This is a genomic window from Nesterenkonia sp. PF2B19 (genome assembly GCF_001758425.2).
GTDB classification, from domain to species: Bacteria; Actinomycetota; Actinomycetes; order Actinomycetales; family Micrococcaceae; genus Nesterenkonia; species Nesterenkonia aethiopica.
The window spans coordinates 63363-79700 of record NZ_MDSS02000007.1; the positions used below are offsets into that span (position 1 = coordinate 63363).

At 65.0% G+C, this 16338-nt stretch carries 13 protein-coding genes; all 13 read left to right on the forward strand.

Annotated features, from left to right (window positions below; all coding sequences use genetic code 11):
- Window positions 1-189: 189 nt before the first annotated feature.
- The 13 genes from BCY76_RS03595 to BCY76_RS03645 all read left to right on the forward strand — a co-directional run bounded on the left by BCY76_RS03595 (window position 190) and on the right by BCY76_RS03645 (window position 16177).
- Window positions 190-1797, forward strand: coding sequence for a peptide ABC transporter substrate-binding protein (locus BCY76_RS03595; protein ID WP_070159280.1), 1608 nt, complete (start codon window positions 190-192; stop codon window positions 1795-1797).
- Window positions 1798-2005: 208 nt separating this feature from the next.
- Entirely contained in the window at window positions 2006-3670 is a 1665-nt protein-coding gene (locus BCY76_RS03600) for a peptide ABC transporter substrate-binding protein (protein WP_170922569.1), read from the forward strand.
- Between the two features lie 25 nt (window positions 3671-3695).
- On the forward strand, window positions 3696-5282 hold the full coding sequence (locus tag BCY76_RS03605) for a peptide ABC transporter substrate-binding protein (RefSeq protein ID WP_070159285.1): 1587 nt from the start codon (window positions 3696-3698) through the stop codon (window positions 5280-5282).
- Between the two features lie 111 nt (window positions 5283-5393).
- Window positions 5394-5714 (forward strand): ABC transporter permease, encoded by a 321-nt coding sequence (locus BCY76_RS20225; protein ID WP_336581880.1) that lies wholly within the window; start codon window positions 5394-5396, stop codon window positions 5712-5714.
- Window positions 5715-5725: 11 nt separating this feature from the next.
- Window positions 5726-6319: an ABC transporter permease gene (locus BCY76_RS20230; protein WP_336581882.1), complete on the forward strand. Its 594-nt coding sequence runs from the start codon at window positions 5726-5728 to the stop codon at window positions 6317-6319.
- Window positions 6312-7247, forward strand: coding sequence for an ABC transporter permease (locus BCY76_RS03615; RefSeq protein WP_085437171.1), 936 nt, complete (start codon window positions 6312-6314; stop codon window positions 7245-7247). Before BCY76_RS20230 ends, BCY76_RS03615 begins: the two co-directional genes overlap by 8 nt.
- A gap of 17 nt (window positions 7248-7264) precedes the next feature.
- Entirely contained in the window at window positions 7265-8311 is a 1047-nt protein-coding gene (locus BCY76_RS03620) for an ABC transporter ATP-binding protein (protein ID WP_396954316.1), read from the forward strand.
- Window positions 8298-9353 (forward strand): ABC transporter ATP-binding protein, encoded by a 1056-nt coding sequence (locus BCY76_RS03625; RefSeq protein WP_070159288.1) that lies wholly within the window; start codon window positions 8298-8300, stop codon window positions 9351-9353. Before BCY76_RS03620 ends, BCY76_RS03625 begins: the two co-directional genes overlap by 14 nt.
- Before the next feature lie 550 nt (window positions 9354-9903).
- Window positions 9904-11691 (forward strand): ABC transporter substrate-binding protein, encoded by a 1788-nt coding sequence (locus tag BCY76_RS03630; protein ID WP_237089944.1) that lies wholly within the window; start codon window positions 9904-9906, stop codon window positions 11689-11691.
- A gap of 130 nt (window positions 11692-11821) precedes the next feature.
- Window positions 11822-12742: a hypothetical protein gene (locus tag BCY76_RS20235; protein WP_336581883.1), complete on the forward strand. Its 921-nt coding sequence runs from the start codon at window positions 11822-11824 to the stop codon at window positions 12740-12742.
- Window positions 12743-12771: 29 nt separating this feature from the next.
- Entirely contained in the window at window positions 12772-13344 is a 573-nt protein-coding gene (locus BCY76_RS20240; protein WP_336581884.1) for an ABC transporter permease, read from the forward strand.
- Window positions 13341-14489, forward strand: a complete 1149-nt coding sequence (locus BCY76_RS03640; RefSeq protein ID WP_083277384.1) for an ABC transporter permease — start codon at window positions 13341-13343, stop codon at window positions 14487-14489. Before BCY76_RS20240 ends, BCY76_RS03640 begins: the two co-directional genes overlap by 4 nt.
- On the forward strand, window positions 14486-16177 hold the full coding sequence (locus tag BCY76_RS03645) for an ABC transporter ATP-binding protein (protein WP_070159293.1): 1692 nt from the start codon (window positions 14486-14488) through the stop codon (window positions 16175-16177). The genes BCY76_RS03640 and BCY76_RS03645 overlap by 4 nt, the downstream gene beginning before the upstream one ends.
- Window positions 16178-16338 lie beyond the last annotated feature (161 nt).

Genomic DNA, 16338 nt, shown 5'->3' on the forward strand with positions numbered 1-16338 from the left:
GAAAGATTTGCTTGATAGACTCCGAGCACCAGGTGACGTACGCAACATCGTGACGCGATGACGCGTGGCAGGACGGCGTAGCTCACCGCACCCCTGGGCGAGCCGCCGCACCGACGGTTCGCCCGACCGCAGTCGCGGCAGAGTCTGTTCAGGCTCCGCCGCTCGCACCCCATGAGGAGAGAATCGCAGATGCGAACACATACGACGTTCAGCCGCGGGGCGGTGGCCGTCTCCGCGGCGGCGGCCCTGACGCTGACCGCATGCGGCGGCAACGGCGACACCGGCGACGGCGAGGCGGCCGCTGACGGCGGCACCGTCTCGGCCTACAACTGTGAGCCCCAGTTCCTGGTCCCGGGCAACTCGACCGAGGTCTGTGGGTCCTGGGTCCTGGAGAACCTGTTCACGGGTCTCACCCAGGTCGACTACGACACCATGGAGGCGGGCCCCGGCGTGGCCGAGAGCTGGGAGACGGACGACAACGTCACCTGGACCTTCGAGCTCGGCGAGGACTGGACCTTCCACAACGGCGAGCCGATCACCGCCCAGACCTTCGTGGACACCTTCAACTGGGTCGTGGATCCGGACAACGCCCAGCAGAACGAGAGCTTCCACAACAAGTTCGTCGGCTATGACGAGGTCGCCGCGGGCGACGCCGAGGAGATGGAGGGCGTCCGTGCGCTGGACGACCACACCCTCGAGCTCGAGCTGACGGAGCCGTTCTCCCCGCTGCCGATGATGCTGTCCTACACCGGCTTCTATCCGCTGCCGGAGGAGGCCTACGAGGACATCGACGCCTTCGAGCAGGCGCCGATCGGCAACGGTCGCTACCAGATGGACGGCGAATGGGTCCACGACGAGGAGATCGCCGTGGAGCGCTTCGAGGACTGGGCCGGCGAGGACCCAGGGCTGCCGCAGCGCATCGAGTGGAAGATCTACGCGGACATCGACACCGCCTACATGGACGTGCAGGCCGGCAACCTGGACATCATGGACACCGTGCCGCCGCATCTGCGCCCCAACATGGAGGCCGACTTCGGCGACAACCAGCACACGTTCGACACCTCCTCCTTCACCTATATGGGCTTCCCGCTCTACCAGGAGGAGTTCCAGGACCCGGACGTCCGCCACGCGCTCTCCATGGCGATCGATCGCCAGGAGATCATCGACACCATCCACAACGGGGCGTTCACACCGGCGTCGAACATCATCCCGCCGATGCTGCCGGAGGCCCGTGAGGACGCCTGCGAGTACTGCGATTTCGACCCGGAGGCCGCCGCGGACCTGTATGAGGAGGCCGACGGTCCCACCGACGTCACGGTCTACTTCAACTCGGGCGCCGGTCACGAGGAGTGGGTCGAGGCCATCACCAACCAGTGGCAGCAGCACCTGGGCGTGGAGAACGTGAGCTTCGAGTCGCTGGACTTCGCGCAGTACCTGGACCTGCACGACAACGAAGAGGTCACCGGTCCGTACCGTCTGGGCTGGGTGCTCTCGTACCCCTCGCCGCAGTACGCGATGGAGCCCATCTACACCACTGGTGTCTCCTCGAACTACGCACGGTACTCCAACGAGGAGTTCGACGACCTCATCGACCAGGCCAACGGGGCACTGGAGGAGGACGAAGCGGCCGAGCTCTATCAGCAGGCCGAGGACATCCTCCTGGAGGACATGCCGGTCATGCCGCTGTGGTTCCAGAACTTCGGAGTGGTCCACAGCGAGAACATCGATGGTGACAGCGTCCTGATGGACCCGCGCACCTTCCTGCGCGTCGAGCAGCTCGTCGTCACCGAGGACTGAGCCAGCCACCGCAGCACCCCTGAGGACGCGGCCCGTACCGGCCCAGAAGCCCGTGCGGGCCGCGTCCCATGCCGGGGAGGTGTCCACCCTTCACGCCTCTCCGGCACCACTGCCGCACTGCCGCGGCGTCATCCGCGGCACACCATGCCCGCCACGCACCGATGACCCCGACCGGGCCGGCCACAAGCCGGACCCAGCGAGGAGCCCCGTGAACAACCCCGAGCCGAACGTTCAGCCGCACGCGACCGCACTGTCCGCCTCCGACCAGCGATCTCAGCCGACGCCGAGTCCAACGCCCGCCCGCGGCCGTCTGCTCGCCGGCGCGGGGCTCAGCACCGCGCTGCTGCTGACCGCCTGTGCCGAGGGAGGCGGCGGCGAAGACGCCTCCGCCGACGGCGGCGAGTTCACCGCCTATACGTGTGAGCCGCAGAGCCTCACGCCCGGCAACACCTCGGAGGTCTGCGGAGCCCGTGTGCTCGAGCAGCTCTTCACCGGTCTCACCGAGATCGACTACGACACCTTCGAGGCCACCGAGGGAGTGGCCGAGTCCTGGGAGTCCGAGGACAACATCACCTGGACCTTCCACCTGCGCGACGACTACGCCTTCCACGACGGTGAGGAGATCGACGCCCACACCTTCGTGGACACCTTCACCTGGACGGCCGACGAGTCCAACGCCCAGGTCAACTCGGAGTTCTACGAGATCATCGCCGGCTATGACGAGCTGCAGGACGACGACGTCGACGAGCTCTCCGGCGTGCGAGCCATTGATGACCACACCCTGGAGATCGAGCTCTCCGACCCCTTCGGTCAGCTTCCTGTTCATCTGGGACTGCTCGGATTCTCGCCGATCCCCTCGGCGGCCTACGAGGACATGGACGCCTTCGAGCAGGCGCCGATCGGCAACGGCCGCTACCGGATGGACGGCGAGTGGGTGCATGACGAGCAGATCGCCGTCACCCGCCACGAGGACTGGCCGGGTGAGGTGCCTGGCAATGCCGAACGCATCGAGTGGAGGATCTACTCCGACGTCGGCACCGCCTATATGGACGTCCAGGCGGGTCAGCTCGACCTGCTGGAGCAGGCTCCGCCGGAGCAGATCCCGAATATGGAAGCCGACTTCGGCGAGAACCAGGAAGCCTTCGAGACCGGGACCTTCACCTATCTGGGCTTCCCGCTGTACCAGGAGGACTTCCAGGACCCGGACGTGCGCCGGGCGCTGTCGATGGCCATCGATCGCGACTCCATCGTGGAGACGATCTTCGACGGCGGCATGCAGCCGGCCCGGTCCATCATCCCTCCTGTGCTGCCCGAGGGTCGCGAGGACGCCTGCGACGCCTGCGAGTATGACCCGGAGACAGCCGCAGACCTCTATGAGGCTGCCGGCGGGCCCTCCGAGATGGAGATCTACTACAACTCGGGGGCGGGGCATGACGACTGGGTGGAGGCTGTGACGAATCAGTGGCAGCAGCATCTCGGCATCGACGACATCACCTTCCGCTCCCTGGACTTCGCCCAGTACCTCGACGATCTCGCGGAGGAGAACGCCTCCGGGCCGTTCCGACTCGGCTGGACGCTGTCCTCGCCGAGCGCTCAGTACGCGATGGAGCCCATCTACTCCACCGGGGCCTCCCGCAACTACGCGGGATACTCCAGCGAGGAGTTCGACTCGCTGATCCAGCAGGCCAATGCGGCCGACGTCGAGGACGCCGAGCCGCTCTACCACGAGGTGGAGGACGTGCTGCTTGAGGATCTGCCGGTGATTCCGCTGTGGTTCAACCAGCAGCACGTGGTCCACACTGACCGCATCACCGACGTCGAGGTCAGCCCGCGAGGGCTGCCGCGCGTCGAGTCCATCACGGTCACCGAGTGACACGCCTGAAGGAGGCGACCACCTGATGAGGACGCATACCGGAGGCTCCCGCCTCGCCGCCGTCGGAGCCGGCGCGGCCCTGCTGCTGACCGCCTGTGGCGACGACGGCGCAGAGACCGCGTCCGCCGAGGACGGCGGAACCTTGAGCATCTACAACTGCGAGCCGCAGAACCTGATGCCGGGGAACAACACCGAGAACTGCGGCTCCCGGGTCCTGGAGCAGCTGTTCACCGGGCTCACCCAGATCGACTACGAGACCTACGAGGCCGTGCCTGCGGTCGCCGAGAGCTGGGAGACCGAGGACCAGACCACCTGGACCTTCCACCTGCGGGACGACTTCACCTTCCACAACGGGGACCCCGTCACCGCGCAGACCTTCGTGGACACCTTCAACTGGGTGGTGGATCCGGACAACGCCCAGGCCGGCGCGACGTTCCATGACAAGTTCGTCGGCTATGACGATGTCGTCGAAGGGGAGGCTCAGGAGATGGAGGGGGTGCGCGCCGTCGACGAGCACACGCTCGAACTAGAGCTGAGCGAGCCGTTCGGCCAGCTGCCTGTCGTGCTGACCTACACCTCGTTCTTCCCCATGCCTGAGGTCGCCTTCGACGATATGGAGGCGTTCCAGAGCTCCCCGATCGGCAACGGCCGCTACCAGATGGACGGCGAGTGGGTCCACGACGTCGAGATCGCCATGGAACGCAACGAGGAGTGGCCGGGGGAGGACCCGGGTGCCCCGCAGCGCATCGAGTGGATGATCTACAACGACGTCGACACCGCCTACACCGATGTGCTCGCCGGGAACCTGGACATCCTCGGTGAGGTTCCCCCGCACCGGATCGCCGGCGTCGAGGACGACTTCGGGGACAACTGGTCCCAGCACGAGTCCTCACGCTTCGTGTACATGGGCTTCCCGCTGTACCAGGAGGAGTTCGAGGACCCGGACCTCCGTCACGCGATGTCCATGGCGATCGACCGCGAGGAGATCATCGAGAACATCTTCGACGGCTCCCAGACCCCGGCCCGCTCCATCCTGCCGCCGGTGCTGCCGCAGGGGCGCGACGACGCCTGCGAGCACTGTCACTTCGATCCCGACGCGGCGGCAGACCTGTACGAGAACGCCGGAGGGCCGTCCGAGCTGACGCTCTACACCGATTCCGGCACCGGACATGATGAGTACGTCGAGGCGATCGGCAACCAGTGGCGGCAGAACCTGGGCATCGAGGAGATCCGCTACGAGTCGCTGGACTTCGCCCAATACCTGGACCTGCACGAGTCCGAGGGCGTCACGGGTCCGTACCGGCTGGGCTGGCTGCTGGCCTATCCCAGCCCGCAGTACGCGATGGAGCCGCTGTACTCCGCCGGGGCGCCGTCGAACTATTCGGGGTACGCCTCCGAGGAGTTCGATGAGCTCATCGACCAGGCCAACGCGGCCGACGTCGAGGAGGCCGACACGATCTATCAGGAGGCCGAGGACGTGCTTCTGGAGGATCTGCCGGTCATTCCCCTCTGGTTCCAGGACTACTTCATCGTGCACAGCGACCGTGTGACTGATGTGGACATGGATCTGCGCAGCTTCGTGCGTGTCGAGGATGTGACGGTGACCGACTGAGAGACCACCTGACCTTCGCGGCCGAGCCCGGCGTCACGGACCCTTCGCGGTCTGAGACGTCGGGCCTCCGCCTGACAAGCCCTCTGTAAGCGCACCCACCCTAGGACACCAATGACCCGCTACATCATTCGGCGTCTGCTCCAGTTCATCCCGGTACTCCTCATCGCGACCCTGCTGGTCTACGCGATGGTGTTCCTCATGCCGGGAGACCCGATCCGCGCCCTGGCCGGCGACCGGCCCATGAGCGACGCGGTCCGGGAGACGCTTCGTGAGCAGTACAACCTCAACGACCCCTTCCTCGTCCAGTACGGCAAGTACATCTGGGGAGTCTTCACCGCCGCCGACTTCGGCACCACCTTCACCGGGCGTCCCGTGCTGGAGATCATCCAGCAGCGCCTGCCGGTGACGCTGCAGCTGGCCGCCGTCGCCTGATCATCCAGGCCGTGATCGGCATCATCGCCGGCGCGTTGGCCGCCATCTACCGTGACCGGTTCATCGACCGCCTCGTCCAGGTCTCCACGGTCGTGGTCGTGGCGCTGCCGGTCATCGCCATCGGCTTCCTGCTGCAGCTGGTCTTCGGCCTGAACCTCGGCTGGTTCCCGATCGCTGGGGCCCGCGAGGGGCTGGTCAGCTTCGTCCTGCCTGGGCTCACCATGGCCGCGGTCTCCACTGCGATGGTGGCGCGGCTGCTGCGCGGCGAGCTCATGGACGCCCTGCATTCGGACTATGTGCGCACCGCCACGGCCAAGGGCATGAAGCGGGGCCGCGTCGTGGGACGTCATGCGATGCGCAACTCGCTCATCCCGGTGGTGACGTTCCTCGGCGCCGACCTGGCCACCATGATGGGTGGTTCCATCGTGGTCGAATCGATCTTCAACCTGCCGGGCCTGGGCAATCAGGTGTTCCAGTCCATCCAGGCGCAGGAGGGGACCGTCGTCGTCGGCATCGTGACGCTGTTCGTGATGTTCTTCGTCGTCGTGAACCTCGTCGTCGACCTCCTGTACGGCTTGCTCGACCCTAGGATCCGCTATGAGTGACACTGCACTGCACACCCAGGACCCCTCCCGCGACCCCCACCAGCCCAGCCAGGCTGAGGTGCAGGACGCGAAGCACACCGAAGAGGCCAGCCTCTGGGCCGATGCCTGGCGCACGCTGCGGAAGAACCCCTGGTTCATCGTGGCCGCGGCGCTGCTGGTGGTGCTGCTGACCATGGCGATCTTCCCCCAGCTCTTCACGAACACGGATCCGCGGGAATGCCTGCTGAGCCGCAGCCGTCAGAGCCCGTCGGCCGCGCACTGGTTCGGCACCGACGTCCAGGGCTGCGACTACTACACCCGCGTGGTCTATGGCGCCCGGAACTCCATCGCGATCGGCTTCATCACCACCATCGGCGTGTTCGTCGTCGCGGTGGTCATGGGTCTGCTCGCCGGCTACTTCGGCCGCATGGTGGACACCGTGCTCGCCCGCACGGCGGACATGGTCTTCGCCGTGCCCTACATCCTGGGCGCCCTGGTCTTCCTGAACTCCATCGAGGACCGCGGCGTGACGGAAGTGGCCGGGATCCTGATCTTCTTCACCTGGCCGACCATGATGCGTCTGATGCGAGGCTCGGTGCTCTCGGTGGTCAACAGCGAGTACGTGGTGGCCGCCCGGGCTCTCGGTGCCGGGCATCTGACCATCATGCGTCGGCACATCCTGCCGAACTCGCTGGGTCCGGTCATCGGCTACGCGACGGTGTTCGTCGGGATCATCGTCGGCGCGGAGGCGACGCTGACCTATCTGGGCGTCGGGCTTCAGCTGCCCTCCATCTCCTGGGGCCTGCAGCTGCAGAACGCCCAGCCGTACCTGCAGTCGCATCCGCACCTGATCCTGTTCCCGCTGATCTTCGTGGGGCTGACCGTCTTCGGCTTCATGACGCTGGGCGATGCGGTGCGGGACGCGATCGATCCCAAGGGCAAGAAGTGAGGCAGGAGAGCATGAGCATGGATCAGACACAGCCTGCCACCGGGCAGGCCAAGAACGGCCACGGCCCCCTGCTGGAGGTCAAGGACCTGCAGGTCGAGTTCCGCACCAAAGCGGGGGTCGCCCAGGCCATCAACGGCCTGAACTTCACCCTCAACGCCGGAGAGACCTTGGCGATCCTGGGGGAGTCGGGCTCCGGGAAGTCCGTGACCGCCCAGACGATCATGGGGATCCTCGACATGCCCCCAGGGCACATCGCCGGCGGAGAGATCCGCTACCGCGGCGAGGACCTGCTGACGATGCCGGCCGAGAAGCGGCGGAAGCTGCGCGGCGCCAGCATCTCGATGATCTTCCAGGACGCGCTGTCCTCGCTGAACCCGGTGCTGCCGGTCGGCTGGCAGATCGCGGAGATGTTCCGCGTGCACCGGGGGATGAAGCGCAAGGAGGCCCGTCAGAAGTCCATCGAGATGATGCGCCGAGTCGGGATCCCGGCCGCGGAGGAGCGCGTGGGGGACTTCCCCCACCAGTTCTCCGGCGGGATGCGGCAGCGCATCATGATCGCCATGGCCATCGCGCTGGACCCGGACGTGCTGATCGCGGACGAACCCACCACCGCCCTGGACGTGACGGTCCAGGCGCAGGTGATGCGGCTGCTCAAGGAGCTGCAGGTGGAGTACAACATGGGGCTGATCCTCATCACCCATGACCTCGGCGTGGTGGCGGATGTAGCCGACAAGATCGCGGTCATGTATGCCGGCCGCGTCATGGAGACCGCCGACGTCTATGAGATCTACCGGCAGCCGGCCCACCCGTACACGCGCGGCCTGCTGCAGTCGATCCCCCGGGTGGACGGCCAGGAGGACCGTCTGAAGGCCATCCCCGGGCTCCCGCCCATGCTGACCGACATGCCGCCCGGCTGTCCGTTCAACCCCCGCTGCGAGTTCGCCACGGACCGGTGCCGCACCGAGCGGCCCGAGCTGCGTCAGGTGGCCTCGGGCCATACCTCGGCCTGCCACTACGCGGAGAAGATCCACACCCTCGAGGAGGCCCAGAATGAGCCTGTATGACCACAGCCCGGCTGGCCGCCCGGCCGATCCGTTCGCGGACGCAGAGGTGGTCCTGGACGTCGACGGCCTCGTCAAGCACTTCCCCCTGACGCAGGGGATCATCTTCCAGCGGAAGATCGGGGCGGTCAAAGCCGTCGACGGTGTGAGCTTCCAGCTGCGCAAGGGCGAGACCTTGGGCATCGTGGGAGAGTCCGGCTGCGGCAAGTCCACGTTGGCCAAACTCCTGATGCGCCTGGAGGAGCCGGATGAGGGCTCAATCCGCTTCGGCGGAGAGGACTTCCTCGCGGTGAAGGGGGAGGAGCTGCGGAAGCTGCGCCGCAAGATCCAGGTGATCTTCCAGGACCCCTACACCTCGCTGAATCCGCGCATGTCGGTCGGCGACATCATCGGGGAGCCCTTCCGGCTGCACCCCGATGCGAAACCGGCGCAGGGGATCCGGCCTCGGGTGAAGGAGCTGCTGGACCTCGTGGGCCTGAACCCGGACCACATCAACCGCTACCCGCACCAGTTCTCTGGGGGTCAGCGGCAGCGCATCGGCATCGCCCGCGGCCTGGCCCTGAACCCGGAGGTGATCATCTGCGATGAGCCGGTCTCCGCACTGGACGTGTCCGTCCAGGCTCAGGTGATGAACCTGCTGGAGGACCTGCAGTCCGAACTGGGGCTCTCGTACATCTTCATCGCCCATGACCTCTCGGTGGTCCGCCACATCTCCGACCGCGTGGGTGTGATGTATCTGGGCAAGCTGGCGGAGATCGGGACGGAGCAGGAGATCTACCAGGCCCCGGCGCATCCCTACACCCAGGCGCTGCTCTCGGCGGTGCCGGTGCCGGATCCGACACTGCGTGGTCAGCGGGAGCAGATCGTCCTGAAGGGCGATCCGCCGAACCCGGCGAACCCGCCCTCGGGGTGCCGGTTCCGCACCCGGTGCTGGATGGCCACAGACCTGTGTGAGACGCAGGTGCCGGAGCTCATCACCCGGCCGGGCATCACTCAGCAGGCGGCCTGTCACTACGCCAAGGCCAACGAGGATGTGACGGCGTGAGCGCCCTCTCCGGGTGGCATCGGCGTCAGGGTCGGCCTGAAGCTGCCGACCGGTTCGTAACATACTGACATGTTCAGTCACAGCAGCGGGGCCGGAGAACTCTCCGGGGCCCCGCTGCTGTGACGGCGATGTTTCGCCTGCTGATGGGACAAATGTGATGGTGAACACGGGCTGTGCAGGTCCTGGTCATGACCTGGATGCGCAGATCCGCGGAACGACGCGGAATTCTGAAAGATGTCTTGCACGTCCGCTTGGCAGCGGGGTGTTTCGCGCATGTTGACGGGGTGGAGTTGACAGTGACGCCCCGCGTCCTATCAGGCCTGTTAGTCCGAAATGTGACTGCAGTAACAATTCGATCACGTGCCCTGGGGAGGTGCTGGCGAGTGCTGTGGCGCCCGTATTCTGGTGCACACCTTGATCCGGTGTCAGATGCGTCACAAATGTGGTGGCGGCATTTCCCGGTAATGACTTGCACCTGTAGTGAGGAGAAGCTGTGAAGCTCAAGAGACTCTCGAGTGCAGTGGCGTTGTTGGCGTCTGGAGCGCTCGTCATGACGGCATGTGCTCCCGACGCCGGCAACGGCAACGGCGACGACGGCAATGGCGGGGAGAACGGAGGGGTAGAGGACCCGATCACCGCGGAAGGCCAGCAGTACACGGTGGAGCCCACGGATACGGGGAAGGCCGACCTCGGTGACGACTGGGAGACTCTCGATGACGAGATCTCGGTGTCGCTCGGCGACACTGAATTCACGAGTTACAACGGACTGACGCCGGAGACCTACAACGTCTACAACTCGACGGTGACGAACCATCTCTTCGGCAGCTTCGGCTACTGGGGGACGGACAATGTGTTCTACCCGGACGAGGAGTGGGGTACCTACGAAGTGGTGGGAGAGGACCCCCTCACCGTCGAGTACACCATCAATGACGAGGTCCAGTGGTCCGATGGAACTCCGGTGACAGTGGCGGACTACGTGCTGCAATGGGCATCACAGAACCCGGAGTTCACGGGTGATGATGACTCCCCGCTGTTCAACGCGGTGTCCCACACCTATGGTGAGTTCGTTCCGGAGGGGCCCCAGGGTGAATGGGACGGAAAGACCTTCACCATCGAGTTCGGTGAGCCTTACGCCGACTGGGAGCTCTTCCTCGGGACCGAGGCCTTGCCGGCTCACGTCGTGGCCGAAGAGGCCGGTCTTGAGCTTGACGAGCTTGTCACGGCGATCCGTGACGAAGACATGGACACGGTCGAACAGGCCGCTGAGTTCTGGAACGACGGAGACTGGTTCACCAATCCCGGCGACCTCCCAGACGAGGAGCTCATCCCGAGTTCCGGGCCGTATGTGCTGGACAATTGGCAGGCGGGGGAGTCGATCACCCTCTCGGCCAACCAGGACTACTGGGGAACTCCAGCGGGTACTGAGCGACTCGTCTTCCGCTTCGTCGACGACGGTGCTCACGTCCAGGCTCTCGAGAACGGCGACCTCAACGTCATCCGACCGCAGGCCACCGTGGACACCCGCGGCCAGCTTGAGCGGCTGGAGGGGCAGTTCGTGATGCATGAGGGCGAAGCCGCCACATGGGAGCACCTGGACTTCAACTTCGCTGACAGCTCGGTCTTCTCCGACAGCCCCGAGCTGCGAGAGGCATTCGCGATGTGTGTGCCGCGGCAGCAGATCGTGGACAACCTGATCGCACCGATCAATCCTGACGCCACCGTGCTCAACGCCCGTGAGGTGCTGACTTTCGAGGACCACTACGAGGAGATCGTCTCCGAGAGCTACGACGGTCGCTATGATGAAGTCGATCTCGAATCAGCCCGCGAGATCATCGAGAACGAAGGTGCTGAAGGTACCGAGATCCGTATCGGCTATCAGGCCCCGAACCCGCGTCGCACCGATACGGTGGCTGAGATCAAGGCATCCTGTGATGAGGCTGGCTTCGAGATCATCGACGACGGTGCGGACGACTTCTTCGCACCGGGCGGTGCGCAGGAGACCGGAGACTTCGAGATTGCGCTCTTCGCGTGGGCTGGCTCCGGTCAGGTCGTCTCCGGCCGCAACATCTACTCCACGGATCTGCCGCAGAACTATGGGGAGTACTCGAACGAGACCGTGGACGACCTGTGGAACCAGGTAGCGGCCTCGGAGGACGAAGCCGAACAGCATGAACTGGTGACGCAGATTGAGCAGGAGCTCTGGAATGATCTCCACGGCATCCCGCTCTACGTCCACCCCCAGCTGTCCGGCTCTGACGCGACGATCTACAACGTCCGTGACACAGCGTCTCAGGACCAGATCACGTGGAATGCTGAGCAGTGGCAGCGGGCAGAGTGAGCTGCGCAACCCGACGCATGACTCTTGCCGTATAGGCAGGCCCAGATGACCGGTGGGATTCGGCGGCGGTCGCCGTCGCCGGATCCCACCGGCATGTCACCAGACTCGCGACAAAGGCTAGTTCTCACCCGTGCTTACCTATGCTCTGAAGCGCCTGGGCAGTTCGGCGCTCGTCCTCCTAGGATCATCTCTCCTCGTCTACGTTCTCGTCATCAACTCCGGCGATCCGCTGCAGGAGCTGCGGGAGTCGAATGCAGAGAACGTCGAGTTCCTCATTCAGCAGCGCATCGAGTTCATGAATCTCGATCAGCCGTGGTACTCCCGGTACTGGACGTGGCTGACCGGCGTCGCCGGTTGCGTCGTCGGTTCCTGTGACCTGGGCACCAACATGCAGGGGCAGGACGTCGGTGCCCTCGTCCAGCAGGCAGCCGGTGCCTCGCTGCGCCTCGTGTTCTTGGCGACGCTGTTCTCAATCATCATCGGTGTCCTGACAGGGATCATCACGGCGATCCGTCAGTACTCCACTCTGGATTATGCAGTCTCCTTCATCATCTTCCTGTTCTTCTCTCTCCCGGTCTTCTGGGCTGCGGTCCTCGCCAAGGAGTGGATGGGGATTCGGTTCAACAATTGGATCGCTGATCCTTCGTTCGCGTGGGCGGAGATCATCGTGGTTGCCGCGGCGGCGGCGATCATCGTGCCGGGCATCATCGGCGGGTCCCTGCACCGTCGAGTCTTCACGGGTGCGGTGATGTTCGGTTTCGTCGCGCTGATCATGCCGGTGTTCGACTGGCTCAACTACGCCCGTCACCCGCAGATGGGGCCGTTGGTGATCACGCTTCTCGGGGTCGCCTTCGCCTTCGGCCTCACCGCGTTGCTTGCAGGGCTGCAGAATCGGCGAGTCCTCTACTCGGCGCTGATCATCGTCGGCCTGGGCCTGGCCTCGTACTACGCCACCTTCTGGCTCCTGCTGGACCCTCCTGGCGGATGGTGGACCATCATTGGCTTGTTCGCCGTGGCCGTTGCTTGGCGGTCGGCGTCGGGCGAACGGTAGGGGGCCATGCCAAGGGGCAGGCCACGGCGGTGAGCGTGCTGACTGCGGCGCTGTACTCTGGGCTCGTACTGCTGGATCACTTCATGCGCCACTGGCCGGGGTTCCTGAGTCTGAAGCCGCGCCCCATCTCGACGATCGGTTCGTCGTCGCCGAATTTCGACGGGAACTTCTGGGAGGTGTCCCTGGACCATGGGACACAGCTGCTGCTGCCCACCACATTGCTGATGGTGGTCTCAGTGGCGACCTATACGCGCTACACGCGGGCGTCGATGCTGGAATCCATCAACCAGGACTACATCCGAACGGCACGGGCCAAGGGTGTCAACGAGCGGACGGTGATCTTCAAGCACGCGTTCCGCAATTCGATGATCCCTGTCACCACCATCGTCGCCTTTGACTTCGCGGGACTGATCGGAGGATCCGTCATCGTCGAGCGCGTCTTCGGCTGGAGAGGCATGGGTGAGCTCTTCGCCACCGGACTCGGCAACTCCGATCCAGCACCGGTGATGGCGTTCGTCCTGGTCACCGGTGCGGCCGCAGTGCTGTTCAACCTGATCGCTGACCTGCTCTACGCAGTGTTGGATCCGAGGATTCGAGTATGAGTATGAACCGAGACCCCCAGAATGATCCTGCGCCGGCTGCCGACCTTGCGGAGATGGAGGATGCCCGCCTGGCGCAACGGGAGAAGTCCTACTCCCAGGGACAGCTGGTCCGGCGACGGTTCTTCGCCCATAAGCCGGCGGTCATCTCGATGATCGTGCTGCTGTCCATCATCGTGGTGGCGTTCACGTCGATCGGCCCCACCGGTGAGGGCGGGTGGTGGGGGAAGAGCTTTCTCCAGACCAACCCGGTCGTCGACGGCGGCCGCCCGACGATGTTCCGGGACGGCTTCCTCGGAGAGTATCCGTTCGGGCAGGACAACAACGGCCGAGACTACTTTGCTCTCGTGATGCGAGGCGCCCAGCAGTCGCTGATCGTCGCCTTCGGGGTCGCGCTCTCCTCCACCGTCATCGGTGTCCTGGTCGGAGCCCTTGCCGGGTACTTCCGCGGATGGGTCGAGTCCCTGCTCATGCGGCTCACGGATACGGTGATCGTCGTTCCCCTGCTGGCTTTGGCGGCCGTCTTCGGCAGCTACGCACAGAACCTGCCGGGAGGGACCCTGACGTTGGCGCTCCTCCTGGGCTGCGTGACCTGGACCGGGATGGCTCGTCTGGTGCGTGCTGAGGTCCTCTCGCTGCGGGAGAAGGAGTATGTGGCAGCCGCTGCAGCCATGGGGGCTCACCCCGCCAGGATCATCGTCAAGCACATGCTCCCCAACAGCGTCGGGGTGATCATCGTGAATGCGACCTTCGCCATCGCCGCGGCCATCCTCCTCGAGACCTCACTGTCCTTCCTCGGCTTCGGCATCCAGCCACCGGAATCGTCGTTGGGACTGCTGATCGACCTGAACCAGAATGCCTTCACCACACGTCCGTGGCTGTTCTGGTTCCCCGGCCTGTTCATCATTGCGATTGCGCTGAGTGTCAACTTCATCGGCGACGGACTTCGGGACGCGATCGATCCACGGCAGAAGCGTACGGGTGATAAGAGGCCGACGTTGCGCGGTGTGCTCGGGTTCCGGGGAAGCGCGACGGCCCAGCAGCGTCTCGCAGCCCGGACCGGTGGGACGCCTGACGATGATTCCACGCACGACGAGACATTGAACCTCGGCCCCACGCCGAACCCGCAGAAGGATGATGACCGATGAGCACTCCCGTTCTCAGCTACAAGGACATCCGAGTCTCCTTCGCCACAGAGTTCGGTGAAGTGGACGCCGTCAAAGGTGTGAGTTTCGACATCGCGTCTGGCGAGGTTGTGGCCGTCGTCGGAGAATCTGGGTCGGGCAAGTCGGTGACGTCCTCTACCGCGATGGGGCTGCTCCCTGACAATGCGACCGTCGACGGTGAAGTCCTCCTCGCCGGCCGGAATGTCATGAAGATGTCGGCCGGCGAACGTCGTCGGCTGCGTGGGCAGGACATCTCAATGGTGTTTCAGGAGCCGATGACGGCGCTGAATCCCGTTCTGCGTGTCTCTGATCAGCTCGTCGAGGCGCTGCAGGTCCATGACGTGGCGTTCGGTGCCCAGGCGTTGGAGAAAGCCGTCGACCTGCTCGAGAAGGTCGGGATTCCCGACGCCCGAAGGCGGATCAGAGATTATCCTCATCAGTTCTCGGGAGGGCAGCGGCAGCGCATCGTGATCGCCATGGCGATCGCCTGCGGGCCGAAGGTCATCATCGCCGATGAGCCGACCACCGCTTTGGATGTCACGGTCCAGGCCGAGGTTCTGGATCTTCTGCGGAGGCTGAAGGAGGAACTCGACACCGGGATCCTCCTGATCACCCACAATATGGGCGTCGTCGCCGATATGGCGGACCGTGTGGTCGTGATGCTCAATGGTGAAGTTGTTGAGACTGGTGACGTCCAGCAGGTGATGTCGCGGCCTCAGCATGCGTACACTCGGAGACTTCTCGACGCGATGCCGTTGTTGCGGGATCCCGAGATTCACGTCGGAGAGGTTTCGCCGGAGCCGGAAGGGTCGCTGGACGATGTTCGCCTCGAGGAGACTCCAGCCCTTGAGGCTCGGGACCTCGCTTTGGAGTACAAGTTCCGTCGGAAGGCTACGCGTGTTGTTGAGGGCGTCTCCTTCACGGTGAACAAGGGCGAGATCATGGGGCTCGTGGGGGAGTCCGGGTCCGGCAAGTCAACGGTGGCCAAGGCAGTCCTCGGTCTGCTCGACGTCGCCGAAGGGGATCTCCTGATTCGGGGACGCAACATGCCCACCATGCCGGCAAGGGAGCGTAAGACCCTGAAGAAGGAGATCGGGGTGGTCTTTCAGGACCCGGCAGCGTCTCTGGATCCGCGATTCCCGATCGGCGACATCATCACTGAGCCCATGGTCGTGCATCAGGTCGGGACGTCGAGAGAGCGGGTTCGCCGGGCCGAAGAGCTGATCGATGCCGTGAGGCTTCCGTCGGGCGTGATCAACCGGTACCCCCACGAGCTCTCTGGTGGGCAGCGTCAGCGCATCAGCATCGCCAGGGCGCTGGTGTTGAGCCCGACGTTGCTCATCGCGGATGAGCCCACCTCGGCCCTCGACGTCTCAGTTCAAGCGGCGGTGCTGGACATGTTCAGAGAACTGCAGGAACAGTACGAGTTCGCGTGCCTATTCGTGAGCCATGACCTCGCCGTCATCGACACCCTCGCGCACCACGTGCTCGTCATGCAGAACGGTCGGACAGTGGAACAGGGCCCGGTCGACCAGGTTCTGCAGTATCCCCGAGAGGGCTACACGCAGCGTCTCTTGGCCGCCGCGCCCGTCCCGGACCCGGTGACCCAGGCCGAACGTCGCGCCGCACGGCTCCGTCTGCTCGCCGACCAGGGGAAGCTGCCCGGCTGACCTGCGACCGTGCCGGTCCATGGACCGGCGGCCCGGTGGGACAGGGTGCGACCACCGGGCCGCCTCCGCGTTCCTGACGCTGCGGTGTCGTCGGGGCGGTGATCGACGCCGCACCGGCGGTTTGCACCGGGGCAGTACACTGGATCGGGTGCCTGCGCCGC